The organism is Roseovarius sp. B08 (assembly GCF_051417955.1).
Taxonomy (GTDB): domain Bacteria; phylum Pseudomonadota; class Alphaproteobacteria; order Rhodobacterales; family Rhodobacteraceae; genus Roseovarius.
On record NZ_JBPRLW010000001.1, the window covers coordinates 1685773 to 1710771 of the forward strand.

The following is a 24999-nucleotide window of genomic DNA, read 5'->3' on the forward strand; positions in this document are numbered from 1 at the left end:
ACCCGCCTGTGAAATGCGTGGTGTCAGTGCGTCCCCATCATCTTTTCGATCTGGCGCAGCACGAGCAGCACGCAGACGACGATCGCGGCGGCCATGGCGGCCAGCGGAATCTGGCCCGCGCCGCAGCCGAGGCCCACGGCGCCGGCGAGCCACAACGATGCGCCGGTTGTGACGTTGCGCACCTTGTCGCCGGCGGTAAAGATCAAGCCGGCGGCGAGGAAGGCGACCCCGGCAGTGACAGCCTCGATCATGCGGATGGGGTCGTTGCGCTGCTCACCGTTGTCACCGCCGAAATCCATTGCGGCCAGTTCGCGCCCGATGATCACGAAAAGACAGGCGGCCACCGAGACGAGTATATGGGTACGCAGGCCGGCGGGCTTGTCGCGCAGCTCGCGCTCGAACCCGATGCAAGCACCGAGCACCATGGCGACGCTGAGCCGCGCGAAGGCCACCGACGCCGGTACCACCGAGAATGTACCCTGCACTTCGTTGATGATCTGGTCCATGAATGCGACGAGCATAGGTTGCATGAAACGTAAACGATGTGGTGCCATGTGGGTTCCCTCGCGTCGCCTGACTTTCGAAGCGCGCGGCCAGGAGCGAAAATCTCGGGCGGACCTTTCCCTTTTCGAAGCGCTGGGGTACGGGATGACCGTGGCGCAGGTGCAGCCTCGGGTCTTGGGGTCCCGGATCTGCGTTCACCCGGAGAAGCCGACGGGTCTTGCGCGAACCCTGTCCTGCTTCTGGTCAACCCGGAGGGCGATTTGCACATGGTTGGTATTTCGGATGCGCCTTGGTTGCGCCGGGAGAGGGAAACGTTGCCGCCCCGGATCAGACACATACCGGAAAACGAGTGTTCCTTCCGGGGGACTTATGGCGGCTGAGGTGCGGAGCGGGCCGTCCCGGAGGTGTGATACCGGCACATGAGCGAATGGATCATTTCCTTGGAGGGGACCGAGGCCGGTCACCGGCTTGCGCTCGGGCTGGCCTTGCTGGCCGCGGTTTTGCACGCGCTGTTCGGGGCGTTGCAGAAAGGGCGGCACGATCCGTGGCTGACTCGAGGGGCGATCGACGGAGCCTATGCGCTGATGGCGGCACCCTTCGCGCTGTTCGTGGTGCCGTGGCCCGAGCCGCATATGTGGGTGATCTTTGCCACCGCGTGGCTGATCCACACGCTCTACAAGATATTGCAGGCGATGGCCTACACGCGCGGGGCCTACACGGTGGTCTATCCGGTGGTGCGCGGCACCGGGCCGCTTTTTACGGTGATCGGGGCCTATCTGCTTTTTGGTGAGGTGTTCAATCTTGTGCAGTGGGCCGGCGTCGGCGTTCTGCTGGTCGGTATCTACGGCCTTGCGATCTATAATCTGCGGACGATCGAGCTGGACCGCGAAACAATGCCGGCGGCGCTGGGGCTGGCGGTGCTGACGGGCCTCTTCGTGGCGCTCTATACCACTTACGACGCCTACGGAATCCGCGCCACCGCGGACCCGTTTACCTTTCTTGCGTGGTTCTTCCTGATCGACGGGCTGATCTTTCCGGTGATTGCCTATCGCCGGTGGCGCGGGATGGAGGACGCGCCCGAGCCCGGGCCGCTACTGCTGCGCGGCTTTGCGGGCGGGTTCATCGCGTTCTTCTCCTTCGGCTCGATCATGATGGCCACAAGACTGGACAAGGTGGGCGAGGCGGCGGTGCTGCGCGAGACGTCGACGGTGTTCGCCGCCCTGATCGGTTGGTTGGTGTTGAAGGAAACGGTGGGGCCCCGGCGGATCGCGCTGATGGCATTGATTGCAGCCGGCGCGGTCATAGTTGAGAGTGGCGGCTGAAGCGAAGAGGCGAGACGATGGACGACAAGAACGCGAATGGCAAATTGAAGGCGGTGCTGGAGTTCGGGCCGGTGCTGGGTTTCTTTGTGGCTTACCTGATGCTGAAGGACCGTGTATTCACGATCGGCGCGACAGAATACGAGGGCTTCATCGTCATCACGGCGGTGTTCATCCCCGTTCTGCTGGCTTGTACTGCGCTGATGTGGAAGCTGACCGGGCACCTGTCGAAGATGCAGATCCTGACGGCGGTGCTGGTGGTGGTGTTCGGCGGCATGACCGTGTGGCTGAACGATCCGAAGTTCTTCCAGATGAAGCCGACGATCATCTACCTCTTTTTCGGCACGGTTCTGGGCGTGGGGCTGTTGCGGGGTCGGTCCTATCTGCAATACGTGATGGACGGCCTGATGCCTCTGACGGACGCGGGCTGGATGATCCTGACCCGGCGGATCACGATCTTCTTTTTCGCCATGGCGGCGCTGAACGAATTGGTCTGGCGCACGCAGAGCGAGGAGACCTGGGTCTATTTCAAGACCTTCGGCCTGATGGCGGCGATGTTTGTGTTCTTCATGATGCAGGGCAAGCTGATCGCCGAGCACGGGACAGACGACGCCGGCAAGTCCTGAGCCCTTATTCCGCCCTTTGTTGCGGCGTCTGCGGGCGGTATTAGAGAGGGGCCAAACTTTTGCCCCAATCATACTTCACGCAGACACCATGACATACGCAGTGATTTCCCGCGTCCAGGGCGCTTTCGCCTCCATTCCGCCGATGCGGGCCGAGACGCTTCTTCCTCTTGTGATCATGCTGATCCTGTGGATCGGGCTCAACGGGTCGGGGATGCCGGAGGACAGGGTGTTTGTTCTGGTTCTCGTCCTGGCGCAGACACATGCGGTCTGGCGCAGTCTGCCCAACGCGGCGCGTCATTTGAACGACGGCTATCGCGCCAGGATGGTCTGGCCGGTGGTGGTCGTGACCGCACTCGCGGCAGTGCAACTGGGGGTCGGTGATCCACTTTTCAGCCAGCGCCTGCTTTCGGGGGGCTGCATTTTCGTGCTTGTGATCATGCTGATGGGCGTCCGGCGCGAGCAGGAGGTCATGGCGCGGATGATGCACAACGTGACAGAGGGGCGGCCGGTCTCACTGCTGCGCGTCAACGCCTGCTTCGCGATGGTCTTTCTGTGCGTGAACGAGGCATTGATCGCGACCGGCTCGCTTGTGGTGTGGATGTCGGCGATGATGGTCGCGGCGTTTTTCATCCATTTTGCCTATTGGTTCATCGTGCTGCTTGTGATCCCGCCTGAAGACAGCCTCGCCTGAGGCGGCCGGGACAGAAACGGAACCGACGCAAGCCCGTTTCTAGGCCAGGGCATGAGCCGCGACCAGCGCGGATCCTGCATCCCGGGAAGCAGTGTCCGCAGATGGGTCAGGCTGGTCTGCTCGGGCTGGCGCAGAAGCGCGCGGTAGAAGTCGAAAAGCCCGTCGCGCAGGTAGGTCGACCAGTGACAGTAGAACCGCGCGCGTCCCGGCGCCACGCGAAATCCAGCCCTTTCGAGAGACGGGAGCGTATCGGGATGGTCGAGTTGCACGGTCAGCGTGTTGGGTCGCTGCGGCAGGGCCTGGGCCAGGCTGCGGTCGCCATGCTCGGGGGCGGAGATCAGCCGTTCGAGCAGGAAATCGAAAAGATCGTTCTCTCGGGTTGTGACGCTGATGATTTCGGCGGCGCGGCCGGCTGCGCTCTCGATTGCGGCGCGCGCGGCGGCGCCATATTCGGCGCCGTTCAGCAAAAGGACGCGCGCGACGGCGCCGGCAGGGAGGCGGGGCAGGGCGCCGAGGGCGACGCGCGCACCAAGAGAATGCGCAACGAGGTGAACCGGACGATTGGGGGCGATCTGGCGTATCATCGCAATAAGGTCTGCAAGGCAACGACCGGCCGCCTCAGCCTGCTTGTAGGCGTTCCAGATCGTGCCCCGGGCCGGCCAGCCGAAGCCGATGGCAAGCCCTTCTGCGGGGTCGCCCGCGCCGAAGCCCAGCCCCCGGGGCCAGCTTTTGGCTTTCCACGTTCGGATGTTGGGATCGAGCGCAAGGATGTGGTTGTGCGGGCAGGACGCGGGATGTCCGGGGGCGTACTTGAAGCCGTGGGTCATCAGCACGACCGGACCGGGGCGCCGGAGCGCCCGACGCAGGGCGGGCAGAATCGGCTGGGTGGCACCATGAAGACGTGGACCAAGAGACGTGGCGTCGATCTGCAAAAGCGGCATTTTCGACCCTTTCTACTACATCTTGTGGGCAGCAGTTACTCTAGCCATATGACGGTTGGTTGAAGCTAGGGTTACAGCACCGTGACGCTGCTGCAGGGACACAGCCGAGCCGCGCAGCTACGGGTTGACGGGAAACGCACGGGGGCGTAGATCAGAAGCGTGGCGATTTGTTACCGGATTGCGGGCCACGTTAAACATCTCCGCTAAAGAGGTCAGGATGAAAGTCCCCTTTCGCTTGACCGGCTTGGGGACTTTATTTTTGGGCGGATCGCCCGGAGGTCGATGATGAAAAACGAGTGGAAGAGACGCACCAAATTGGTGCATGGCGGCACGCGGCGCAGCCAGTACGGCGAGGTGAGCGAGGCGATATTCCTGACGCAGGGCTTTGTCTATGACAGCGCGGAGGCCGCAGAAGCGCGGTTCGTGCAGGCGGGCGATGACGAGTTCATCTATGCCCGCTACGGCAACCCGACCGTGGCGATGTTCGAGGACCGAATCGCTGGCCTGGAGGGCGCTGAGGCCGCCTTTGCCACGGCAAGCGGCATGGCGGCAGTGAGCGGGGCGCTGATCTCGATGCTGAAGGCCGGCGATCACGTTGTGTCGGCGCGGGCGCTCTTCGGGTCCTGCCTTTACGTGCTGGAGGAGATCCTGACGCGCTATGGCGTGGAGGTGACCTTTGTCGACGGCACCGACGTGGAGGCGTGGCGCGCGGCGGTGCGGGAGGACACCAAAGTCGTGTTCTTCGAGACCATCGCCAACCCGACACTGGAGGTGGTGGACGTGGCGGCAGTGGCCGAGATCGCCCATGCGGTAGGGGCCAACGTGGTGGCCGATAACGTCTTTGCAACGCCGGTTTTTTCGAGGGCACTGGAACAGGGTGCCGACGTGGTGGTCTATTCCGCGACCAAGCATATCGACGGGCAGGGCCGTGCGCTGGGCGGTGTGATCCTCGGGACAGAGGAGTATATCCGCAAGACGATCGAGCCTTACATGAAGCACACGGGCGGTTCGATGTCGCCGTTTACCGCTTGGGTGATGCTGAAAGGATTGGAAACGATCGACCTGCGGGTGCGCGCGCAGGCCGACAACGCGCTGGCCATCGCCGATGCGTTGCAGGGCCATGCGGGGCTTGAGCGCGTGATCTATCCCGGGCACGCCAGCCACGCGCAGCACGAGTTGGTCAAGCGCCAGATGGGCAAGGGCGGTACGGTGATCGCCCTGGATATCAAGGGCGGGCAAGCGGCGGCGTTCCGGTTTCTGAACGCGTTGAATATCGTGATCATCTCGAACAATTTGGGCGACGCGAAATCCATCGCCACGCATCCGGCGACGACGACGCACCAGCGCCTTTCGGACGAGCAGAAGGATGTACTGGGCATCACGCCCGGGCTGGTGCGGCTGAGCGTGGGGATCGAGGATGCGGAGGACCTGATTGCCGACGTGATGCAGGCGTTGGAGGCGGTCTGAGAGGGCGTTTCTGCACCTCGGCATTGCGTCGGTATCACGTCGGTATTGCGTCGGTGGCCGGCCCGTGGGCCGGCCTCGCGACGGGGAACCGGGCGATCAGGTTTCCGGACAGTCGAGCAGCTCGTGAGTGGGCCAGTCGTCCTCGCGCAGCACCTCGCCTGTCTCCAGGATCGACTTGAGGTTCGACAGAACCGCCGGCCAGCCTTCGCGCACGCTCTGGTCCATCGGCGAGCCGGGTTCGAGTTCGGCATGGCGGACGGTGAGCTTGGTGTCGGGGCCAAGAGCCACCAGTTCGTAGGTGACGCGCGAGCGCTTTTCGGGGGTGTCGGCCTCTTTCCCGATGGCCCAACTCCAGACCATGCGGGTGGGCGGGTCGATCTCGATCACCCGGCCGCGTATGTCGACCGTGCCCTCGGCATCGGTGCGGACATGTTCCCACGGCGCGCCCTGCTTCCATGTGGAGCGATTCTCGTGGCCCCAGTAGCGGCGGGTGAGTTCGCCGTCGATCAGACCGTTCCAGACGGTGTCGATATCGGCGCGGATGAAGACGGCGTAGACGAAGTCCGATGCCGTGGGTTTGCCAGTGGAGGCGCGGGTGTCGTGCGAGGAGGAGAGGGTGTCAGCCATGGCGTTTGGTGTCCTTCTTGTCCATGTCGGTAGGGTCTTCAAGGCGGGCCTTGAATTCGGCCAGCGCGTCGAGGCGGGCATCTTCGAACTTGCCGACCCAGCGGTGAACGATGCCGGTCAGCGGTACGGGGTTGAGAAAATGGCGCTTGTTGCGCCCTTCCCACTCGGCGGTGACCAGGTTCGCGGCCTCGAGGATCGCGATGTGCTTGGCCACGCCTTGCCGTGTCATCGGGGCGCCTTCCGCAAGTTCGGAAAGGGTGAGGCCTCCCTCGAGAAAGAGCCGGTCGAGCAGGGCGCGCCGGGTCGGATCGGCGAGGGCGTGAAAAACATCGGTCATGAAGGCATAGATATGCAACTGAATGGTTGCATGTCAAGAGCCACTTCGGGAGCGGAGCGCTCCCTGCGGGTTACCCGCAGACGCCATGCGAAGGTGATCCGGGCTGTCGCGTTTGGCGTAAATTCATTCGAGACTGGGATTTCGCGCGCGCGCGCGTTATGTGATAGACGGCAGAACACAATGGGATGGCCGCTGATGAATATCCAACGGACCAAGCTGGGCGAGGTACTGGACCGGGAAGACGCCGCGCAGGCGTTGTCGGTGCTGCGGGCGTGGGCGGCGAGCGCAAGCCCCGAGGAGGTGGCCGACCTGGACCCCGCAATTGCCCGGCTTTTGCCGCGCGGGGAGGTGTCGAACTATCCCGCGCTGAGCCGGACCTATCCGGAAAACTTCAAGCCCGATGCCGCCTATCGGGCTACGCTGCCCGATTTGCAGAATGGCCCGGCCTCGCTGATCAAGGGGGCACGGCAGCAGTTGCAGCATGTCGGGATTTCGAATTTTCGGCTGCCGATCCGGTTTCACACCCGTGAGGGGGTGACCTGACGCTCGAAACCTCGGTGACCGGGTCGGTCAGCCTGGAGGCCGAGAAGAAGGGCATCAACATGTCCCGCATCATGCGCAGCTTTTACAAGCATGCCGAGCGGACCTTCAGTTTCGAGGTGATCGAATCGGCGCTGGACGACTACATCTCGGATCTGGACAGCATTGATGCGCGGATCCAGATGCGGTTTTCCTTCCCCATGAAGATCACTTCACTGCGGTCGGGGCTGGAAGGTTACCAGTATTACGATATCGCGATGGAGCTGGTGGAGCATGACGGCGTGCGCCGCAAGTTCATGCATCTCGACTATGTCTATTCCTCGACCTGCCCCTGTTCGCTGGAACTGAGCGAGCATGCGCGGCAGGCGCGGAGGCAGTTGGCCACGCCGCATTCCCAGCGGTCGGTGGCGCGGATTTCGGTCGAGGTGGTGGGCGAGGATTGCCTGTGGTTCGAGGACCTGATCGAACTGGCCCGCACGGCGGTGGCGACCGAAACGCAGGTCATGGTCAAGCGCGAGGACGAACAGGCCTTTGCCGAGCTGAACGCGGCCAACCCTATTTTCGTGGAGGATGCGGCGCGGCTGTTTTCCAAGCAGTTGCTGAACGACGCGCGGATCGGCGATTTCCGTGTGATCGCCAGCCACCAGGAAAGCCTGCACAGCCATGACGCGGTCAGTATCACGACCCAGGGCGACACGTTTGCATCGGAAAGCCTGGACCCGAAACTGTTTACCACGCTGTTTCACGTCGGGTGAGCGGCATGGCGACGTCCCGGCGCGGTTTATGCTGAAACCTTTGGCAAAAGCCCGCCGGAAAGCGATGCAAGGTACGCTGCAAAGCGGCATAGTCTTTTCTGCATTTGCAAAGATGTTATAAATTCCGTGCAATTTATGCCTGAAAGGGCGATTCAAAACGGGATGGAGCAATGTATTTTTATTCGGCACCCCTGAGGGCGTCTTTGACGGGACTGCAACTAAGCGGGATGATCGTGGAAAAGCAGCTGCGACTGATGCAGGTGGTCGGACGCGCCGCCTATGAATCGCAGCTTCGGTTCATGGGCGTGACCTTTGGTCTGCCTGGTCCGGCACCGGTCGGGGCGGAACCCGCCGCAAAGGCGCGACCGGCGGCGAAAGCCAAGGCAAAGCCGGCTGCCCGGAAGACGGCATCGAAACCGGCGGCCAAACCCGCGCCCAAGGCGGAGCCCAAACCGGCGGCGAAGACGGCCGCGAAGACAAGCACCAAGCCCGCCGCGAAACCTGCGACCAAGGCTTCGACCAAGCCGGCGCAGAAACCGGCCGCCAAGCCTGCGAGCAAGTCTGTCCCGGCAGAAACCAGCGCCAAGGCGGCACAGCCAGCGCAACAGACGCCCGCCGCGGCAACGGCTTCGCAACCCGCAACACAAGCGGTCGCAAGCGCCGCGCCGAGCAACGTGACGACCTTTCCGAAACCCGAGGCGGCGGACAAGGACAGCGGGGCAAAGCGCCCGCGTCAGCCCTCGGCCCCACCGGCGATGCCCGAACGCTCGGACAATGCCGGAAAGGCTGCCGACTCTTAACACGCGGCTTCGGCCAATATGTAGCAAAGGCGCGGTCACTGCTGAGGCGGTGGCCGCGTTTCTCGTTTTCCGGCAATGTCTGCATGCGGAAGGCTTGCTCGGATCGTCAAGCATTGCACTTGGCGCAAACCGGGGCTTCCACCTTGTCGGTGGTAGGGCGTGGTCTGCAGGTATACCTGTCTACCAGGGAGGAAACTGTAAGATGAACATGGAGTTTCCAGTATGGCTACCACCACGACCAATCCTAACTACGAAAATGGTCTCATCCGCCTGTTCCGCACAGTTGCCGAACAGTTGAAAAAACTCACGCAGGCAATGACGCGCGACACACAGACCGAATGGGCGGCCTGAGCGACATTGACGCCGGGCCGGGTTGCCGGCCCGCGCCTGTCAGCGGCGCACTGCCCCGCCGTGAAGGGAAGAACCTTCAGCAGTCCTGACGACGAAGCCGCCCTCCGGGACGCCTGCAAAGGCATCTGTCCCCGAGGGCGGTTTGAGTTTGGAGCTGCGGAGTCGGGGGCGCGACCCGAGAGGCCCCGAGTTGATCCGACGTGCTGTCCGCGGACCGGAGAGGCGCGCTTTCAGCCGGAATTTCAACAAGATGCAGGTGACTCCTGATGCTCCTGCACCTCTGGATATGGCGGGTGCGTTTGTGTCGGCTGACGTGGACCGAGCGGGGTTGCACCAGTTGCAAGCCAGGGTTTCCAGTATGACAGTGGTGCTGACCGATCGTTGGACCTACCTTGGTGTCAGGGAGGAAACCGAAGCAAAACTTTTGAGGTTTCCAAATGGCGACTAGCACGACCAATCTTGACCACGGCGGCTTTTTCACCCGCGTGTTCCACGGCATCGTGGAACGGTTCGACCAGCACGCGCGCATCATGTCGCGCCGTGGCCTGATCGAGGAACTCAGCGCGAAAAGCGACGAGGAACTGCAACAAATGGGCATCAAGCGCGAAGACATCGTGCGCCACGTGTTCCAGGACCTGTTCTACGCCTGACGACCTTGTCCGACCTACGGGGTTCCGGCCGTGCCGGGCCCTCGCGGAGCGGCTTGACATAATTCAGTACCGGGGCCAAGGCTTCGCTCCATGGTGGACTTTCGCCCGGTTGGATATGTGATTGGCCTGACGGTCATGGCGCTGGGCCTGGCGATGGTCCTGCCGATGATGGTGGATATCGCCGAAGGGCGCGAACACTGGCAGATCTTCGCGGAAAGCGCGATCCTGACGGTTCTTGCAGGGGGGCTTGTGGCCCTGTCCTGCCGCAACGGGGTCCGCGAGGGCCTGACGATCCAGCAGACCTTTCTTTTGACGACGGGCGTCTGGGTCATCCTGCCGATCTTTGGCGCGATGCCTTTCATGTTCGGCGCGACCAATTCCACGCTCGTTGACGCCTTCTTCGAGGCGATGTCCGGTCTGACCACCACCGGCGCGACCGTGCTGACAGGGCTGGAGACATTGCCCAAGGGCCTGAACCTGTGGCGTGGTATCCTGCAATGGCTGGGCGGCATCGGCATCATCGTCGTGGCGATGGTGTTCCTGCCCGAACTGCGTGTGGGCGGCATGCAGCTCTTTCGGTCGGAGGCGTTCGACACGATGGGGAAGATCCTGCCGCGGGCGACCGAGATCGCGTCGCGTATATCGGTGATTTACCTCGGGCTGACGCTGGCCTGCATCGCCTGTTACATGATGACCGGCATGAACACGTTCGACGCGACGATGCATGCGCTGACCACCGTGTCGACCGGCGGCTTTTCGTCCTACGATGCCTCGTTCGGGACCTTCCGGGGGCCCGCGGAGTGGGTGGCGACGGTGTTCATGATCCTCGCCGCGCTTCCGTTCGTACGCTACGTGCAACTGCTTGCGGGCAGCAACGCGGTTCTGAAGGACAGCCAGGTGCGCGGGTTCCTGATCACACTGACTTTCCTGACCGTCGGCACCGCCGGGGTGCTGTTGACGATGTTCCCGCATCATCCCGAGCAGGCCCTGCGGGAGGCCGCGTTCAACATCACCTCCATCATCAGCGGAACGGGATATTCCAGCGTGGATTACATGGGCTGGGGCCCATTGCTGGTTTCGGTGTTCTTCTTCGTCGGGCTGATCGGGGGCTGCGCCGGGTCGACCAGCTGTTCGATCAAGATCTTCCGGTACCAGCTGCTTTTCGCGTCGGTACGGTCGCAACTCCAGCGGATCTACTCGCCGCATGGCGTGTTCACGCCGCGATATGACGGACGGCCCATTTCCGAAGACGTGCTGAGCTCGGTCATGTCGTTCTTCGTTTTCTTCGTGGTCACGATGGGGCTGGTCTCGGTTGCGCTTGGCATGACCGGGCTGGATTTCACCACGTCCGTGTCCGGGGCCGCCTCGGCGCTGGCCAATATCGGCCCGGGCCTGGGAGAAGTCATCGGACCGGCGGGCACCTACAAGCCGCTCAATGACACGGCCAAGTGGATCCTGATCGCCGCGATGCTTATCGGCCGGCTGGAACTGCTGGCCGTCTATGCCATCTTCACCATTTCTTTCTGGAGGGCCTGATGACCCAGCGACCGCTTGGCGCACAAATCTCGCACATGTTGAAGGCCCGCGGGGTCGATGTGATCTTCGGCATACCCGGCGTGCATAACGTCGAAATGTATCGCGGTATCGAGGAGGCCGGAATTCGCCACGTGCTGGCGCGGCATGAGCAGGGGGCGGGTTTCATGGCCGACGGTTATGCCCGCGCGTCGGGCAAGCCGGGGGTGGCCTACGTGATCACCGGGCCGGGGTTGACCAACATCATGACGCCGATGGGGCAGGCCTATTCGGACAGCGTGCCGATGCTGGTGATCTCGAGCTGCCTGGACGAGACGGCGGCGCGGCGCGGGCAGCTTCATCAGATGATAGACCAGGAAGGGGCGGCACGCTGCATCTGCGACTGGAGCTTTGAGGTAAAGTCGGCGCAGGCGACCTATGGTCTTGTCGATCGCGCGTTCAACGAGTTCGCGGCGGCGCGGCCCCGGACGAAACACATTCAGGTGCCCATCGCATTGGGCGGAAGCCTGGCCGACCCGGCGCCGCAACCGGTGGCTTCGCGACCGACACCTGCCGTGGCACGGGCCAGTGATGTCGAGAGGGTCGCGGAGGCCCTGCGCGGCGCGAAGACACCGATGATCCTGTTCGGAGGCGGAAGCGCAAGGGCCGGGGCGGCGGCGCGGGCCGTCGTAGAACGCAGTGGCGCGGCCATGATGACGACCTATGCCGGTCGCGGCGTGGCAGGGGCCGATCTGCCGCTCGATTTCGGGGCCTATCTGGCGCGACCGGACAGCGCCGAGGTCATGGCCAGGGCGGATCTCGTTCTGGTCGTGGGATCGGAACTGTCGGAGATCGACCTTTGGCGCGATGAGCTGGGTCACAAGGGGCAGATGATCCGCGTGGATATCGATCCGGTCGAGCTGGACCACCCGCATGCGGATTTGTCGATCCTGTCGGACGCGGGCGCGTTTCTGGAGGCGCTGGCCGAGGCATTGGACACCGAAGCCGCGCCGAAATGGGATGCCGCGACGGTGGCCGCGACCAAGGCGCGCTGGCGGGCGGAAGTGGTGGCCGAGCGGCCCGGCATCGTGCCGGTGGTCGAGGCGCTGCACGCGGCATGCCCGGCGGAGACAATGATCTATTCCGACATGACGCAATTCGCCTATGCCGCCAAGGAAGTCTGGCCGATGGATCGCCCCGGCCATTGGCATCATCCCTTTGGCTATGGCACGCTGGGCTATGGAATGCCCGCCGCCATAGGGGGAGCCATCGCGCGGAACGGCCAGCCGACCCTGGCGATCTGCGGCGATAGCGGGTTTCAATACACGGTGCAGGAACTGGGCACGGCCGTGGAACACGGCCTGCCGCTGCCGATCATCCTGTGGGACAACGGCAAGCTGAAAGAGATCGAGGATGCGATGATCCGTTCGCAGATCGCGCCCAACGCGGTGGTTGCAAGAAATCCGGACTTCTGCGCGCTGGCGAAAGCCTACGGCGCCCATGCCGTGCAGCCCGGCAGCCTGGAGGAAATGGGTCAGGCGGTGCGCGCGGCCTTCGACGCGGATCGCCCGACGCTTATCCACGTGCAAGCCGGAATTGCAGGGTAGGCTTTGGACAGACGGGTTATCGGGAGGGTGAAGCCGGGCTGTTGCCCGGTCTTCCGTCTCTTCGGTAAACAGCCGGTTCGAAATGGTCGGGCTGCTCAGTAGACGTCGTTATAAGGGCTATAGCTGACGATGTAGGCGGGGCAGCCGGGGCGGGCGGTGTTGATGATGAGGTACCACACGACTTCGCCGCCGCGGCCGGCGCGGGAATATTCGCATCCCTTGGGATGGGTCCACCACTGTCCCTGGTGGTTCAGGGCCGGCGCGGCGTTTCCATTGCCTGCGAGGTGCAGCGAGGCGGCCACGTCTGACGACAGGTCGGCCTGTGCCGTCGATGCGAAGGAAGCGCAAAGCGCGGTTGCGCCCAGAACGATTGATTTGAACATTTCGATCCACTCCAGATATATGGCCGATCGTTACGGCCAACGCCCGCACCACCCGAGGGGGGTATCGGGGCCTGGAACGGTGTGCATTGGGCCGAAACATGGCCTTACGGCGAAGTTCCCGTTCAATTTTAGCGGTATTGCCGCGACTACTCCCAGCAGCTGACCAGAACGGTCATGCCCGAGGCGCGTTCCGACAGGCTTTCGGGCGGCATCTGGCCGTTGCCATTGGTTGCGGATGGCGTGACGCCGGCCTGTTCCAGAACCCGGCGGATCGTCTCGGCATTGGCGGCAAAGCTGACGCCGTCGGGCAGTTGACGGCTGCCATCGCGGGCCGGCAGAAGCATCCCGACCACGGCGCCGCCCGCATCCACGACCGGCCCGCCGGCATCCCCTTCCAGTGCATTCAGGGCAAGCCGCTTCATCTCCTGTTCGCCGTTCAGGCCGCGGACATCGGCCAGCTGGCCGAAAGTGACCGAGGGCGCGCCAAGGACGCCGCCATAGGAATAGCCCGCGACAGCCACGTCCGACTGAAGGCGGGGAATGTTCTGCTGGAAGGCCGCCACGCCCAGCGGCGCCAGCGGCGTGCGCGGGCGCAGAACCGCGATGCCGGTCTCGTCGTTGACGGTCTGGACTTCGGCCTCGATGGTTTCGTCAAGGGTGATGCGCCCACAGGATGCGACCACTTCGGTCGTGGTGACGACCGTTCCGGATCGGTCGACGTAGAACCCCGAACGCGAAATCTTGGGCTTGCGGACTTCCAGCCCTGCGACGAGGTCGATGCTTTGCACTTCGTTGGCGCCGGCCGCCGGGTCGAGCACCATGTCGAGCCGCGAGAAGCTCTCTTGCATCTCGCCAAGCATCCGGGTGCGGCGCTCTTCGTCGCCGGCGGGCCAGACCACGGTGAATCCCTTGATGTGACCGTCGCGCAGCCATGCCTGGGTATGCGAAATCGTATAGGCGTTCTCACCGATCAGGGTGAAGGAATCGCCGTCGAGGTTGCGCGGTCCGTCCTGCGGCACGATCTCCAGCGTCTGCATGATGTCGTAAAGGCCCGCGAGGGTGGCGCGATCGCCGGCCTGGCTGATCAGCAGAACCTTAGCGTCGATGTCGCCCGTGGCGTCGTAATGGGCGAACGGGGGCTCGTATTTCGAGAATTCCACGACCCCGGTCGGCAGTTTCATCGAGATGCCTGCGCCTGTGTCGCGGACGACGCGTAGGTCCAGACCTTCGAGGACCGCGTTGTATTGCCGGAAGAGTTCGGCGCGCTGACGGGTGGTCAGAACGCCCGTGGCCTCGAAATTGTTCGCTTCCTGCCAGCGGGCCATCGAGCCGCGCGTGCCCTGCCCGAACGCGGCGTCGATCTTGCCGCCGTAGAAGCCGGCCCATTTCAGCGCCTCCTGGAGAGCCTCGCGTTCCACGCGGGTCAGACCCGCCTCGCTTGCCCGGGCCTCACGCACCGTCTCGTCCGATGGCTGCGGCTCCGGGTCAGGCTGGGGCAGCGTTTCGACGGTGGTGGTTTGCTGCTCTGCACCTTGGGTCGCGCTGTCGGTGGCGGTGCTGTCGGTCACCTCCTGCGTCGGGCGGTTCAGGACGTTGGCGCCCACCGGCCAGAACTGACGATCATATTCGGACGCCTCGGCAATGTAGCTGTCGCGCGGAATCAGACGGGACGACCGCAGGTTGCGCAGGATCGTGTTGGCATCCTCTTCGCTGTATGGGCCGAGCGCGATCCCGTACCAGCCGCCGCCCAGGGCAAATCCGTTCACGTCCTGCATCCGGCCCGAATACCGGCGCAAACTGGCCTCGGCCTGAGCGAGGCTGGGTTGCGCCTCGATCTGGATGAAGACCTGAGCCTTTGCGGCAATCGGCGCCACAAGGGTGACGGCCAGAAATGCGAGGGTGAGAAAGATGCGCGACATGTACGTCCCTTGCCGAGATTGATGTTGTTTCTGCTCTTCCCCGCTTTTTAGCAAATCTGCGGGCGGGTGCATCCTAAATATGGCGTTTCAGGACAATTGACCCCTGGGTAAGAGCGCCGTAGGGAAGGGTCGAGGATCACGAGGGGCGACCCGGAGGGAAATCCATGATCGACAGCAGCGGCAAACCGCGGTCATTCCAGGAAATCATCCTGCGTTTGCAGGCCTACTGGGCCGCGAAGGGCTGCGCCGTGATGCAGCCATACGACATGGAAGTAGGCGCTGGCACGTTCCACCCGGCCACGACGCTGCGGTCGCTGGGCGTGCGTCCCTGGGCCGCGGCCTATGTGCAGCCGTCGCGCCGGCCGACGGACGGGCGCTATGGCGAAAGCCCGAACCGATTGCAGCACTATTACCAGTACCAGGTGCTGATCAAACCCAGCCCGCCGGATCTGCAGGCGCTGTATCTGGGCAGCCTGGAGGCCATCGGCATCGACATGGAGACGCACGACATCCGCTTTGTCGAGGATGATTGGGAAAGCCCGACCCTGGGTGCCTGGGGCCTTGGCTGGGAAGTGTGGTGCGACGGAATGGAGGTGAGTCAGTTCACCTATTTCCAGCAGGTGGGCGGGCATGACTGCCACCCGGTCTCGGGCGAGCTGACCTACGGGCTGGAACGGTTGGCGATGTACGTGCTGGGCGTGGATCACGTGATGGACATGCCCTTCAACGACCCCGATGCGCCCATCGCGCTAAGCTATGGCGATGTGTTCCTGGAGGCCGAGGCGCAGTTCGCACGGTGGAATTTCGACGTGGCGGACACCGATGTGTTGCTGCGCCATTTTGCCGAGGCCGAGGCCGAATGCGACCGGATACTCAGTCAACCGGACGAGGACCCCAAGACCGGCCGCCGGATCGTCATGGCGCTGCCCGCCTATGACCAGTGCATCAAGGCCAGCCACATCTTCAACCTGCTGGACGCCCGCGGCGTGATCAGCGTGACCGAGCGGCAGGCCTATATCGGGCGTGTCCGGGCGCTGGCCAAGAAATGCGCCGATGCCTATGTGCTGACTGCCGATGGCGGCTACGCGGCATGAGGCCGGACGCGGGGCAGGGGTGATGGGCAAGGTCATCGGGATCGGGATCGTCATGATTGCACTCTTGGCCGGGGCGGCCATGTATTACCTTCAGGTTTACCATTTCTACGAGCCGGTCGAGGCGACAGGCACCGATGACGTACGGATGGTGAACCTTGCCACAAACGCGCCCGAGGCGGTGCTTTACGAGGATTTCCAGGCCATCGACGCGGCCAGCAGCCCGATCCGCTATCGCGCCTGTTTCACGACCGAGATGAGCCAGGCCATGCTGACCGAGACCTACGAGATGTACGAGGACGCAGAACCTCTGACGGCGCCGGGCTGGTTTGATTGTTTCGATGCCGAGGCGATTGCCGACGAACTGGAGGCGGGCACTGCGCTGGCGTTCCTGGGTGAAAAGAATATCGGTTATGGAATTGACCGCGTCGTGGTCGTCACCGACGACGGTCGCGGCTATGCCTGGCACGAGCTGAACGAGTGCGGCGACGAGGCCTATGACGGCACCGTGGTGGGCGAGGAATGCCCGCCGCGCGAGGGCGCAGCCGAAAATTAAGCAATAAAGCAAGGAACTCTGAGGCCGCTTCGCACGCTTCCCTATCAATGCTTCATTGCAGCGGAGGACGCGTTATGGCCGATCAGAGAGCACCCGACTGGGTCATTCCGATGATGCGGGCGGGCTATTCTGCAAGGGGGCTGGTCTACCTCATTCTCGGTGGGCTGACGATGTCCGCCGCCTTGTGGGGCGGCAATACGGAGGGCACCGAGGGTGCGTTACAGACCCTGCGCGATGCGCCGTTCGGTCAGGTTCTGTTGTGGCTCGTGGCCTTGGGCTTCATCTGTTACGGCATCTGGCGTTTCATCGCGGCCTACTTCGACCTTGAAAACCGAGGTGACGAGGAAAAAGGCGTATTTCAAAGGCTTGCGCTGGTCGTGACCGGGCTGATCCACGTGGGCCTTGGCGTCGGGATGGCCACGGTTGCGATGGGCGTCGGTGGCAGTTCGGGCGGTAACGGTGCTTCGGACTGGACTGCGAAGGTTCTGCAGATGCCTGGTGGCAAGTGGATCGTCGGGATTGCCGCGCTCGGTATTCTTGGCGCGGGGATTCACTATGTCATCAAGGGCTGGAAGAAGAAGTACAAGCGGTACATCCAGAACAACGAGAAGACGCAAAAGCTTGAGCCGCTGTTGCGCTGGGGATTTGTCAGCTACGGCATCGTGCTGGCCATCGTGGGCGTATTCCTGGGCTTTGCCGCGATAAATTCCGACCCGTCCTCGGCGATGGGCCTTGGCGGAGCGCTAGACTATATCCGCGGTCTGACCGGTGGGCGGATCCTGCTCGGCGTGATCGCGCTGGGCATCATCGGCTTTGGTGTCGAGAACTTCGTCGAGGCGCGCTATCGGATCGTGCCGGGCGTGGACGATAGCAGTGACATTCAAAGCATGGCGCAGGCCGCCAAGGCGAAGGCCGAGTCCAAGGCGCGGGCTGCCACTGCCGGCTAATTGCCGTCTATCGGCTTGCCGCGCCGTGGCAGGCCCGTTAAGCACCGGGACGTTGACCCAAGACGTTCCGGTGACATCATGCCCGACCTTCTGATCGAACTTTTCTCCGAGGAAATCCCGGCCCGGATGCAGGCGCGGGCCTGTGACGACCTGAAAAAGCGGGTGACCGACGGGCTGGTCGAAGCGGGCCTGACCTATGCCGGGGCTGCGGCCTTTGCCACGCCGCGGCGGCTGACGCTGGCACTGGAAGGGTTGCTGTCTGAGAGCCCGACGCTGCGCGAGGAACGCAAGGGGCCGCGCGTGGATGCGCCCGAGAATGCGATCGAGGGGTTTCTGCGGGGTGCCGGTGTGACGCGCGACGACCTCGAGGTGCGCGACGAGAAGAAGGGCAAGGTCTATTTTGCCACCGTCACCAAGCCCGGTCGCCCCGCGGCGGAGATCGTGGCCGAAGTTCTGGACGACACGATCCGCAATTTCCCTTGGCCCAAGTCGATGCGCTGGGGCGCGGGCAGCCTGCGCTGGGTGCGGCCCTTGCATTCCATCTTGTGCATTCTGACGGACGACGCGGGCGAGGTGCAGGTCGTGCCGCTGGACGTGGATGGCATCAAGGCGGGTGACAGCACCGAAGGGCACAGGTTCATGGCGCCGGGGCGGTTTTCCGTCACGTCCTTCGAGGATTACGCGGCGAAGCTGAAGCGCGCCCGTGTGGTGTTGAACCCCGAGGAACGGTCGGGCCACATCTGGCAGGAGGCCACGAACCTGGCCTTTGCCCGTGGTCTTGAGGTGGTCGAGGACAAGGGGCTGTTGCAGGAGGTCGCGGGGCTTGTGGAATGGCCCGTGCCGCTGATGGGCGAGATCGGGGCCGAATTCTTGGACCTGCCGCCGGAGGTGTTGCAATCGTCGATGAAAGAGCACCAGAAGTTCTTTTCGGTGCGCAACCCGAAGACGGGCCGGATCGAGCAGTTCGTGACAGTGGCGAACCGCGAGACGGCCGATGACGGCGCGACCATCCTTGCCGGCAATCAGAAGGTTCTCGCCGCGCGGCTGGCGGATGCCAATTTCTTCTGGGAGAACGATCTGCGTATCGCCCAAGAGGGCATGGGGCCGTGGCTGGAAAGCCTGGAGAATGTGACCTTCCATAACAAGCTGGGCAGCCAGGCCGAGCGGATCGCCCGCATCGCGGCCTTGGCACGGGAAATCGCGCCGGTGGTGGGGGCCGACCCTGATCTGGCGGAACAGGCGGCGAAGGTGGCGAAGGCCGATCTGAGTTCCGAGATGGTCTATGAATTCCCCGAGTTGCAGGGGATCATGGGGCGCTACTATGCCGCCGAGGCCGGGTTGCCCGAGGATGTTGCGGCGGCCTGCGAAGAGCATTACGCGCCGCTTGGGCCGTCTGATGTAGTGCCGTCGCGCGCCGTTTCGGTTGCGGTGGCGTTGGCGGACAAGCTGGATACGCTCGCAGGTTTTTGGGCGATTGATGAGAAGCCGACGGGTTCGAAGGACCCGTTTGCGCTGCGGCGGGCGGCGTTGGGGGTGATCCGGTTGGTGCTCGGCAACAAACTGAACATTTCGATGCTCGAATATACGCAGAATGCGATATCTGAGCTTGAGCGACGTGAACACGACGAGATCATTTCAGAGAACCTGACTTATGAGCGTGAAGTCGCGGCGTATCTTGGCGTTTCGCCTGATCAGGTTCGTGAGGTCCAGTCTGAATCAGGAAAAATTATTTCGCCAAACACTCACCCTGACGAGTGGAAAGCGCGCATGGAAGAACTTTTCAAAAACGTCGATTGGAATGAAATTGGATTGCCTGGTGAAAGAACGGCCCACGACCTCCTTTCCTTCTTCCACGATCGCCTGAAGGTCTACCTGCGCGATCAGGGCATCCGCCATGACGTGATCGACGCCTGCATCGCGATGGAGGGCAATGACGATCTGGCGCTTCTGGTGAAGCGGGCGCGGGCCTTGCAGGATGTGCTGCAGACCGAGGATGGCGAGAACCTGGTGCAGGGCTTCAAGCGGGCGAACAACATCCTGACGCAGGCGGAGGAGAAGGACGGGGTCGAGTATTCCTTTGGCGCGGATCCGAAGTTCGCCGAGGACGACACCGAAAAGGCGCTGTTTGCGGCCTTGCAGGACGCGGAGAATACCATCGCCGCAGCCGAGAAGGACGAGGATTTCGCCCGCGCCATGGCCGCGATGGCCGCCTTGCGCGGGCCGATCGACGCGTTCTTCGAGGCGGTGCAGATCAATTCCGACAATGAAATCCTCCGGCGCAACCGTCTGAACATGCTGCATTCCATCCGCCAGATCTGCCTTCAGGCCGCGGATCTGCGGCGGCTGGAAGGGTAACGGGGCAAACCGCTGCGGGCCTTCCGACAGGACTTGCCTAATAATTCGGCTTGCGTATTCTGCGGGCCAGAAAAGGAAATGCCGCAGTGCAGCAGGGCCCTGAACATATCACGCCGATCACTCCAGACGCGCCGATCGCGATTCCGACGCATGGCGGACGGGCCAAGTGTCTGCAACGGCTCGTGCGGCTGGAGCTGCCGGTTCCGCGCACGGTTGCGCTGTCTTTCGACGCGGTGAGATGCATCGCGGACGGCGAAGTGCCGGACATGGCCGCGTTGCTGGACCCGTTCGGCGACATGGCGTTGCTGTGCGTGCGGCCCTCGTCCGAAGACCCCGATTGGGGCGGACCGGGGGCTGTCCTGAACATCGGAATGAACGACGCGCGCTATGTCGACCTGTCGGATCTTATCGGCAAGCCGGCGGCGGCCACGCTTTACCTGCGCTTCGTGCAGGCCTACGCCGTGCATGTCGCGCGGGCCGATCCGGACATGTTCGACACGCTTGACGACGATCCTGTCAAGGCGGTCGGACAGGCGCTTGCCGCCTACGAGGACGAAGTCGAGGAAGAGTTTCCGCAGGATGCCAAGGTGCAGTTGCTGGGTGTGCTGCGTTCGATGGCGCGGGCGTGGCAGGGCACCACGGCGCGGCTGTTGCGGCAGGCCAAGGGAGCGCCGGCCGATGCGGGCCTTGGCCTTGTCGTACAGGAAATGGCGCTGGGGCTGGGCGAGGGCGAGTGCGGGTCGGGCGTGATGCAGTTGGTGGACAGCACGACGGGCGACCGGCGCTGCACCGGACGCTATCTCAGCCAGAGCCAGGGCCGCGAGGCGCTGAAGGCGACCAAAGAGGCGCTCTACCTGCAGAAGGATCCGCGCGGCCCCTCGCTCGAAGAACTGGCGCCCGAGGCCTTTGCGCGGCTGAAGCAATGCACCAAATTGATGCGCGAGAAGCTGTGCGAAGAGATGCAGGCCGAGTTCACTATCGAGAACGGTGAGGTCTACCTGCTGGACGGCGTGCGCGTGGCGCGCAACGCCCGCGCGGCGGTTGCCATCGCGGTGTCGCTGGCCGAGGACGGTATCATCACGCGCGAGGAAGCGCTGATGCGGATCGAGCCGCGGGCGCTGAACGAATTGTTGCACCGCCAGATCGACCCGGACGTGCGGCGCGACGTTCTGGCCAAGGGAATCGCCGCCAGCCCCGGTGCCGCGACCGGCAAGATCGTGTTCAGCGCCGAGGAGGCGCAGGCAGCCGACTCGCGCGGCGAGGCGGCGATCCTTGTGCGGCGGGAGACCAGCCCCGAGGACATCCGCGGGATGCATGCCGCCGCGGGCGTGCTGACCGAGCGCGGCGGGATCACCAGCCATGCCGCCGTGATCGGGCGCGGCATCGGCAAGCCCTGCGTTGTCGGCGCCTCGGCCATCACCTTTCAGATCAAGCGAAAGCGGCTGGTCTTTCCCGACGGGCGCAGCCTGCAATCCGGAGACCGGATCACCATTGACGGCACCAGCGGAGAGGTCCTGGCCGGCGAGCCGCGCCTGCTGGAAGCGGCGCGGGACGAGACCTTCAAGACGCTGATGAGCTGGGCCGACGAGGTGCGCGATATAGAGGTGCGGGCCAATGCCGACACCCAGGCCGACGCCGAACTGGCCCTGACCTTCAAGGCGCAGGGCATCGGGCTGTGCCGGACCGAGCACATGTTCGTGGAACCCAGCCGCCTGGTGGCGATGCGCGAGATGATCTTTGCCGATACCAGCGAGGACCGCGCCTCGGCGCTGGAGGTGCTGCTGCCTATGCAGCGCGCGGACTTCATCGATCTTTTCCGCATCATGTCGGGAATGCCGGTGTGCATTCGCCTGTTCGACCCGCCGCTGCACGAATACCTGCCCGCGGACCGCGAGGGGATTCGCGAACTGGCGGACGCGCTGGACCTGCCCGTGGCGGACGTGACCGAGCGGGTCGAGTCGATGGGGGAGTACAACCCCATGCTGGGGATGCGCGGTGTCCGGCTGGGCATCGCCGTGCCGGAAATATACGAAATGCAGGCGCGGGCCATCTTCGAGGCGACGGTCGCGGCCAGCAAGGAAGGCGACCCGGTCGTGCCCGAGATCATGATCCCGCTGGTGTCGGCCATGCGCGAGGTCGAACTGGTCCGGCAGAATGTCGACAATGTCGCCGACGCGGTGCGCCGCGAGACCGGCCGCAATTTCACCTATCGCCTGGGTGTCATGGTGGAAACCCCGCGCGCCGCGCTGAGAGCCGCGGAAATCGCGCCGCATGTGGCCTTCCTCAGCTTCGGCACCAACGACCTGACGCAGATGACCTATGGTCTCAGCCGCGACGATGCGGGCCGGTTCATGTCGCACTACGTGCAACAGGGCGTCTATCCCGAGGACCCGTTTCACGTGCTGGACGTGGACGGGGTGGGCGAACTGCTGGAAATCGGAGCACGTCGGGGGCGCGAGGTGGCACCCGATCTGACCCTGTCGATCTGCGGAGAACACGGCGGCAACCCCGAATCGATTGCCTTCTGCCGGACGGCGGGATTCGACTATGTCTCCTGTTCGCCGTTCCGGGTTCCGGTGGCGCGACTAGCTGCCGCACAATTGGCCGTGAAGGACAAGATCGGGTAGACCCCGGGCGGATCGTCGCCACATCTGCGGCAGATCCCTGCCGGTTTCCTTCCGTACCCCCTGACGCATAGCTGCCTTGAGCCGGCCCGGTCTGGACGAATTTGACTTATTGCTTTAGGCGCTTGCGACTTGACGGGCCCGTAGGGTCATAAATTGAAGGAGGCGAGCCTTGAAGATCCTCGCAACAGTCTTTTCGATGGTGTTTGCGACCGCTGCCGTGGCGGAACAGGACATCAACCGTCTTTATGCGCACGAGAACCGCGTGCTGAGCTCGATCCCCGAGGACATGGTGGCGCGTTACATGGAACGTCCCGGCGTGGACGTGACCTATTCACGGACCTGGCTGGCCGCGCAGTCGGCCCAAGCGGGCGGCAAGCAGTGGCGTTGCCTGGCCGAGGCGCTGTATCACGAGGCCCGCGGTGAGAGCGTCAAGGGCCAGTTCGCGGTGGCGGAGGTCATCATGAACCGCGTCGACAGCGCCCGCTTTCCCGATACGATCTGTGGTGTCGTGCATCAGGGCACCGGGCGCAAGTATCAATGCCAGTTCACCTACACCTGTGACGGACACAGCGACCGGATCAACGAGAAGCGCGCCTTCGAGCGGGCGGGTAAGGTGGCCTCCCTTATGGTGAAGGGCGCCAAGCGCCAGTTGACCGATGGGGCGACGCATTACCACACCAAGGCGGTGCGTCCGAAATGGTCGCGCACCTTCGCCCGGACCACGACGATCGGGGTGCATCATTTCTACCGCATGCCGACGCGCATCAGCTCGAACTGAGGCGCGGAGAATCCGGTTGACATGCAGGCCCGCGCGTTTAAAAGGCGGGCTTCATGACGAATTTCGCGGGGTGGCTGACACCTCGCCGCAGGAGAGATACCCATGGCGAAGCCGACCACTATCAAGATCCGCCTGAACTCGACCGCCGGCACGGGCCATTTTTATGTGACGAAGAAGAATGCCCGCACCATGACCGAGAAGATGTCGGTGCGCAAATACGACCCCGTCGCGCGCAAGCATGTCGAGTACAAGGAAGGCAAGATCAAGTAGGATCTTCCCTCCGAGCGTTTTCAAGGGCCGTACCGATGGGTGCGGCCTTTTGCTTTGGGGGGCTTTCAAATGGTGCGCGCCGAGACGTGGCGACCGCCCCGGACCTGATCCGGGGGCTATTGCGGCGGGAGGTCCCGGGTCAGGCCCGGGACGGGTGATCTGGAAGCCAGCGACCACGAAAAAGGGCCGGTCTGATGACCGGCCCCATTGTTCGTTTCAGCCTGGTGCGCTGTCGTTATTCGCGTTGACCCAGCAGGTTCAGCAACATCATGAACATGTTGATGAAGTCCAGGTACAGCCGCAGGGCGCCCATGATGGCGGCCTTGCCCAGCCATTCGCTGTCGCCATGGTGGGCGTGCGCGAGATACTCGTTCTTGATCGATTGCGTGTCATAGGCGGTCAGACCCGCGAAGATCAGCACGCCGATGGCCGAAATCGCGAACATGAGTTCGCTCGACCCGATGAAGATGTTGACGATCGACGCCACGATCAGGCCGATCACACCCATGATCAGGAAGCTGCCCCAGCCGGAGATGTCCTTCTTGGTTGTGTAGCCCCACAGCGACAAACCTGCGAAGGCGGCGGATGTGGCCAGGAAGACCTGCGCGATCGAGAAATCCGTGAAGACCACGAAGATGTACGAGATCGACACGCCCATCACGACCGAGAAGGCGTAGAAGAACAGTTGGGCAGCGGCCGCCGACAGCTTGTTGATCACTGCGCCGAAGGCAAAGACCATGATCAGCGGCGCGAACATCACGATCCAGCGGGTGATGCCGGTGAACAGCGTTTCCATCATCGCGGCGTTGTTGCCCACGGCCCAGGCGGCCGCAAAGGTCAGCAACATGCCGATCGACATGGTGCCGTAGACCTTGTTCATGTGGGCGCGCAAGCCTTCGTCGATCGCGGCGGTACGCGCACCTGTTGCCGTCCGGATCGTTTCGAATTGAGCCATTAAAGCCTCCGAGTAAGTGTCCCTATTGAAACCCGTAGAGGGGTTTGCATGGAATATCGGTTGCCAGCAGCCACTTTTCAAGCAAATCCGGACGAAAGTCGCGCGGAAACAGTCGGTTCAGGCTTCAGCGGCGAAAGATGTCCCAAATTGGCCGGCGCGCCTCGGCGTCTGCCTCTGCTCGGGTCAGACCTATGTCGTCCAGCGCATGATCGTCGAGCCGGGCCAGTGCGCGGCGTTGGCGGTAAAGTTCCAGCGCGTCGAGCAGACTGGGACGGGGGCTGGCGCGAAATGGACCATGGCGGCGGTGCGAGAGGGTGGGCATGACGATATCCTTTCAGTTTTCGTGATGAAACATGACGCGGCATGAATTCTGTTGATATAAATGGCATTT

The 24999-nt window shown here is 63.4% G+C and carries 24 protein-coding genes, 1 pseudogene and 1 riboswitch; of the genes and pseudogenes, 17 read left to right on the forward strand and 8 right to left on the reverse strand.

The window, feature by feature from the left end:
• Positions 1-23 precede the first annotated feature (23 nt).
• Positions 24-506 carry an MgtC/SapB family protein gene (locus tag ACSQ76_RS08570; protein WP_306129676.1) on the reverse strand — a complete coding sequence of 161 codons (483 nt, stop codon included), beginning with the start codon at positions 504-506 and terminating at the stop codon, positions 24-26.
• A 417-nt stretch (positions 507-923) separates the two neighbouring features.
• Between ACSQ76_RS08570 and ACSQ76_RS08575 the strand changes: the two genes are divergently transcribed.
• The 3 genes from ACSQ76_RS08575 to ACSQ76_RS08585 all read left to right on the forward strand — a co-directional run bounded on the left by ACSQ76_RS08575 (position 924) and on the right by ACSQ76_RS08585 (position 3140).
• The gene (locus tag ACSQ76_RS08575) at positions 924-1826 is read left to right on the forward strand and encodes a DMT family transporter (RefSeq protein WP_437156252.1); all 903 of its coding nucleotides are present in this window, start codon (positions 924-926) and stop codon (positions 1824-1826) included.
• A 17-nt stretch (positions 1827-1843) separates the two neighbouring features.
• Positions 1844-2449 carry an inner membrane-spanning protein YciB gene (locus tag ACSQ76_RS08580; protein ID WP_437156253.1) on the forward strand — a complete coding sequence of 202 codons (606 nt, stop codon included), beginning with the start codon at positions 1844-1846 and terminating at the stop codon, positions 2447-2449.
• Between the two features lie 88 nt (positions 2450-2537).
• A complete protein-coding gene (locus tag ACSQ76_RS08585) occupies positions 2538-3140 on the forward strand; it encodes a hypothetical protein (protein ID WP_437156254.1) in 603 nt (200 codons plus the stop codon).
• Here ACSQ76_RS08585 and ACSQ76_RS08590 read toward each other — a convergent pair.
• Positions 3089-4081, reverse strand: coding sequence for a T6SS effector phospholipase Tle3 domain-containing protein (locus ACSQ76_RS08590; RefSeq protein WP_437156255.1), 993 nt, complete (start codon positions 4079-4081; stop codon positions 3089-3091). The genes ACSQ76_RS08585 and ACSQ76_RS08590 overlap by 52 nt on opposite strands.
• A 149-nt stretch (positions 4082-4230) precedes the next feature.
• Positions 4231-4309, forward strand: a riboswitch (SAM riboswitch).
• Between the two features lie 57 nt (positions 4310-4366).
• On the opposite strand from ACSQ76_RS08590, the gene metZ reads away from it, so the two are divergent.
• Entirely contained in the window at positions 4367-5548 is a 1182-nt protein-coding gene (gene metZ / locus ACSQ76_RS08595) for an O-succinylhomoserine sulfhydrylase (protein ID WP_437158178.1), read from the forward strand.
• A 96-nt stretch (positions 5549-5644) separates the two neighbouring features.
• Here the strand turns inward: metZ and ACSQ76_RS08600 are convergent, their stop codons facing one another.
• Both ACSQ76_RS08600 and ACSQ76_RS08605 read right to left on the reverse strand, forming a co-directional pair.
• On the reverse strand, positions 5645-6175 hold the full coding sequence (locus ACSQ76_RS08600; RefSeq protein ID WP_437156256.1) for an SRPBCC family protein: 531 nt from the start codon (positions 6173-6175) through the stop codon (positions 5645-5647).
• Complete coding sequence (locus tag ACSQ76_RS08605; RefSeq protein WP_437156257.1) at positions 6168-6512, reverse strand: ArsR/SmtB family transcription factor; 345 nt, start codon at positions 6510-6512, stop codon at positions 6168-6170. Before ACSQ76_RS08605 ends, ACSQ76_RS08600 begins: the two co-directional genes overlap by 8 nt.
• A 195-nt stretch (positions 6513-6707) precedes the next feature.
• On the opposite strand from ACSQ76_RS08605, the pseudogene folE2 reads away from it, so the two are divergent.
• The 6 genes and pseudogenes from folE2 (at position 6708) to ACSQ76_RS08635 (ending at position 12727) form a co-directional block, all read left to right on the forward strand.
• Positions 6708-7807: pseudogene (folE2, locus tag ACSQ76_RS08610) on the forward strand (GTP cyclohydrolase FolE2).
• 233 nt (positions 7808-8040) lie between these two features.
• Positions 8041-8607 (forward strand): hypothetical protein, encoded by a 567-nt coding sequence (locus ACSQ76_RS08615; RefSeq protein ID WP_437156258.1) that lies wholly within the window; start codon positions 8041-8043, stop codon positions 8605-8607.
• Between the two features lie 222 nt (positions 8608-8829).
• Positions 8830-8958, forward strand: coding sequence for a hypothetical protein (locus ACSQ76_RS08620; protein WP_306129666.1), 129 nt, complete (start codon positions 8830-8832; stop codon positions 8956-8958).
• A 437-nt stretch (positions 8959-9395) separates the two neighbouring features.
• Positions 9396-9608, forward strand: a complete 213-nt coding sequence (locus ACSQ76_RS08625; RefSeq protein ID WP_306129665.1) for a hypothetical protein — start codon at positions 9396-9398, stop codon at positions 9606-9608.
• Positions 9609-9698: 90 nt separating this feature from the next.
• The gene (locus ACSQ76_RS08630) at positions 9699-11144 is read left to right on the forward strand and encodes a TrkH family potassium uptake protein (RefSeq protein ID WP_306129664.1); all 1446 of its coding nucleotides are present in this window, start codon (positions 9699-9701) and stop codon (positions 11142-11144) included.
• Positions 11144-12727 (forward strand): 5-guanidino-2-oxopentanoate decarboxylase, encoded by a 1584-nt coding sequence (locus tag ACSQ76_RS08635; protein ID WP_437156259.1) that lies wholly within the window; start codon positions 11144-11146, stop codon positions 12725-12727. The genes ACSQ76_RS08630 and ACSQ76_RS08635 overlap by 1 nt, the downstream gene beginning before the upstream one ends.
• Positions 12728-12822: 95 nt before the next feature.
• On the opposite strand, the gene ACSQ76_RS08640 is transcribed toward ACSQ76_RS08635, so the two are convergent.
• Positions 12823-13110 (reverse strand): hypothetical protein, encoded by a 288-nt coding sequence (locus ACSQ76_RS08640; protein ID WP_306129662.1) that lies wholly within the window; start codon positions 13108-13110, stop codon positions 12823-12825.
• A 146-nt stretch (positions 13111-13256) separates the two neighbouring features.
• Positions 13257-15029 carry a serine protease gene (locus ACSQ76_RS08645; RefSeq protein ID WP_437156260.1) on the reverse strand — a complete coding sequence of 591 codons (1773 nt, stop codon included), beginning with the start codon at positions 15027-15029 and terminating at the stop codon, positions 13257-13259.
• 164 nt (positions 15030-15193) lie between these two features.
• On the opposite strand from ACSQ76_RS08645, the gene ACSQ76_RS08650 reads away from it, so the two are divergent.
• From ACSQ76_RS08650 to rpmG, 7 genes are all read left to right on the forward strand, one after another.
• Positions 15194-16123, forward strand: coding sequence for a glycine--tRNA ligase subunit alpha (locus ACSQ76_RS08650; RefSeq protein ID WP_437156261.1), 930 nt, complete (start codon positions 15194-15196; stop codon positions 16121-16123).
• A gap of 22 nt (positions 16124-16145) precedes the next feature.
• Positions 16146-16676: a DUF6446 family protein gene (locus ACSQ76_RS08655; RefSeq protein ID WP_437156262.1), complete on the forward strand. Its 531-nt coding sequence runs from the start codon at positions 16146-16148 to the stop codon at positions 16674-16676.
• 74 nt (positions 16677-16750) lie between these two features.
• Positions 16751-17623: a DUF1206 domain-containing protein gene (locus tag ACSQ76_RS08660; protein WP_437156263.1), complete on the forward strand. Its 873-nt coding sequence runs from the start codon at positions 16751-16753 to the stop codon at positions 17621-17623.
• 78 nt (positions 17624-17701) lie between these two features.
• Positions 17702-19978 (forward strand): glycine--tRNA ligase subunit beta, encoded by a 2277-nt coding sequence (gene glyS, locus ACSQ76_RS08665; RefSeq protein WP_437156264.1) that lies wholly within the window; start codon positions 17702-17704, stop codon positions 19976-19978.
• Positions 19979-20064: 86 nt separating this feature from the next.
• The gene (locus tag ACSQ76_RS08670) at positions 20065-22605 is read left to right on the forward strand and encodes a putative PEP-binding protein (protein WP_437156265.1); all 2541 of its coding nucleotides are present in this window, start codon (positions 20065-20067) and stop codon (positions 22603-22605) included.
• Between the two features lie 169 nt (positions 22606-22774).
• On the forward strand, positions 22775-23383 hold the full coding sequence (locus ACSQ76_RS08675; RefSeq protein WP_306129656.1) for a cell wall hydrolase: 609 nt from the start codon (positions 22775-22777) through the stop codon (positions 23381-23383).
• Between the two features lie 102 nt (positions 23384-23485).
• The gene (gene rpmG, locus ACSQ76_RS08680) at positions 23486-23653 is read left to right on the forward strand and encodes a 50S ribosomal protein L33 (RefSeq protein WP_050927593.1); all 168 of its coding nucleotides are present in this window, start codon (positions 23486-23488) and stop codon (positions 23651-23653) included.
• A 235-nt stretch (positions 23654-23888) separates the two neighbouring features.
• On the opposite strand, the gene ACSQ76_RS08685 is transcribed toward rpmG, so the two are convergent.
• Both ACSQ76_RS08685 and ACSQ76_RS08690 read right to left on the reverse strand, forming a co-directional pair.
• Positions 23889-24608 carry a Bax inhibitor-1/YccA family protein gene (locus ACSQ76_RS08685; protein WP_437156266.1) on the reverse strand — a complete coding sequence of 240 codons (720 nt, stop codon included), beginning with the start codon at positions 24606-24608 and terminating at the stop codon, positions 23889-23891.
• Positions 24609-24732: 124 nt separating this feature from the next.
• Positions 24733-24930 (reverse strand): DUF1127 domain-containing protein, encoded by a 198-nt coding sequence (locus ACSQ76_RS08690; RefSeq protein ID WP_306129654.1) that lies wholly within the window; start codon positions 24928-24930, stop codon positions 24733-24735.
• Positions 24931-24999: the final 69 nt, after the last annotated feature.

Bases quoted from the DNA above. Each gene is read 5' to 3' on its own strand.
- ACSQ76_RS08640 (WP_306129662.1), bottom strand. From the start codon at position 13,110: ATGTTCAAATCAATCGTTCTGGGCGCAACCGCGCTTTGCGCTTCCTTC.
- ACSQ76_RS08635 (WP_437156259.1), top strand. From the start codon at position 11,144: ATGACCCAGCGACCGCTTGGCGCACAAATCTCGCACATGTTGAAGGCC.
- ACSQ76_RS08575 (WP_437156252.1), top strand. From the start codon at position 924: ATGAGCGAATGGATCATTTCCTTGGAGGGGACCGAGGCCGGTCACCGG.
- ACSQ76_RS08655 (WP_437156262.1), top strand. From the start codon at position 16,146: ATGGGCAAGGTCATCGGGATCGGGATCGTCATGATTGCACTCTTGGCC.
- ACSQ76_RS08620 (WP_306129666.1), top strand. From the start codon at position 8,830: ATGGCTACCACCACGACCAATCCTAACTACGAAAATGGTCTCATCCGC.
- ACSQ76_RS08645 (WP_437156260.1), bottom strand. From the start codon at position 15,029: ATGTCGCGCATCTTTCTCACCCTCGCATTTCTGGCCGTCACCCTTGTG.
- metZ (WP_437158178.1), top strand. From the start codon at position 4,367: ATGAAAAACGAGTGGAAGAGACGCACCAAATTGGTGCATGGCGGCACG.
- ACSQ76_RS08605 (WP_437156257.1), bottom strand. From the start codon at position 6,512: ATGACCGATGTTTTTCACGCCCTCGCCGATCCGACCCGGCGCGCCCTG.
- ACSQ76_RS08585 (WP_437156254.1), top strand. From the start codon at position 2,538: ATGACATACGCAGTGATTTCCCGCGTCCAGGGCGCTTTCGCCTCCATT.
- glyS (WP_437156264.1), top strand. From the start codon at position 17,702: ATGCCCGACCTTCTGATCGAACTTTTCTCCGAGGAAATCCCGGCCCGG.
- ACSQ76_RS08690 (WP_306129654.1), bottom strand. From the start codon at position 24,930: ATGCCCACCCTCTCGCACCGCCGCCATGGTCCATTTCGCGCCAGCCCC.
- ACSQ76_RS08660 (WP_437156263.1), top strand. From the start codon at position 16,751: ATGGCCGATCAGAGAGCACCCGACTGGGTCATTCCGATGATGCGGGCG.
- ACSQ76_RS08580 (WP_437156253.1), top strand. From the start codon at position 1,844: ATGGACGACAAGAACGCGAATGGCAAATTGAAGGCGGTGCTGGAGTTC.
- rpmG (WP_050927593.1), top strand. From the start codon at position 23,486: ATGGCGAAGCCGACCACTATCAAGATCCGCCTGAACTCGACCGCCGGC.
- ACSQ76_RS08630 (WP_306129664.1), top strand. From the start codon at position 9,699: ATGGTGGACTTTCGCCCGGTTGGATATGTGATTGGCCTGACGGTCATG.
- ACSQ76_RS08625 (WP_306129665.1), top strand. From the start codon at position 9,396: ATGGCGACTAGCACGACCAATCTTGACCACGGCGGCTTTTTCACCCGC.
- ACSQ76_RS08570 (WP_306129676.1), bottom strand. From the start codon at position 506: ATGGACCAGATCATCAACGAAGTGCAGGGTACATTCTCGGTGGTACCG.
- ACSQ76_RS08590 (WP_437156255.1), bottom strand. From the start codon at position 4,081: ATGCCGCTTTTGCAGATCGACGCCACGTCTCTTGGTCCACGTCTTCAT.
- ACSQ76_RS08685 (WP_437156266.1), bottom strand. From the start codon at position 24,608: ATGGCTCAATTCGAAACGATCCGGACGGCAACAGGTGCGCGTACCGCC.
- ACSQ76_RS08650 (WP_437156261.1), top strand. From the start codon at position 15,194: ATGATCGACAGCAGCGGCAAACCGCGGTCATTCCAGGAAATCATCCTG.
- ACSQ76_RS08600 (WP_437156256.1), bottom strand. From the start codon at position 6,175: ATGGCTGACACCCTCTCCTCCTCGCACGACACCCGCGCCTCCACTGGC.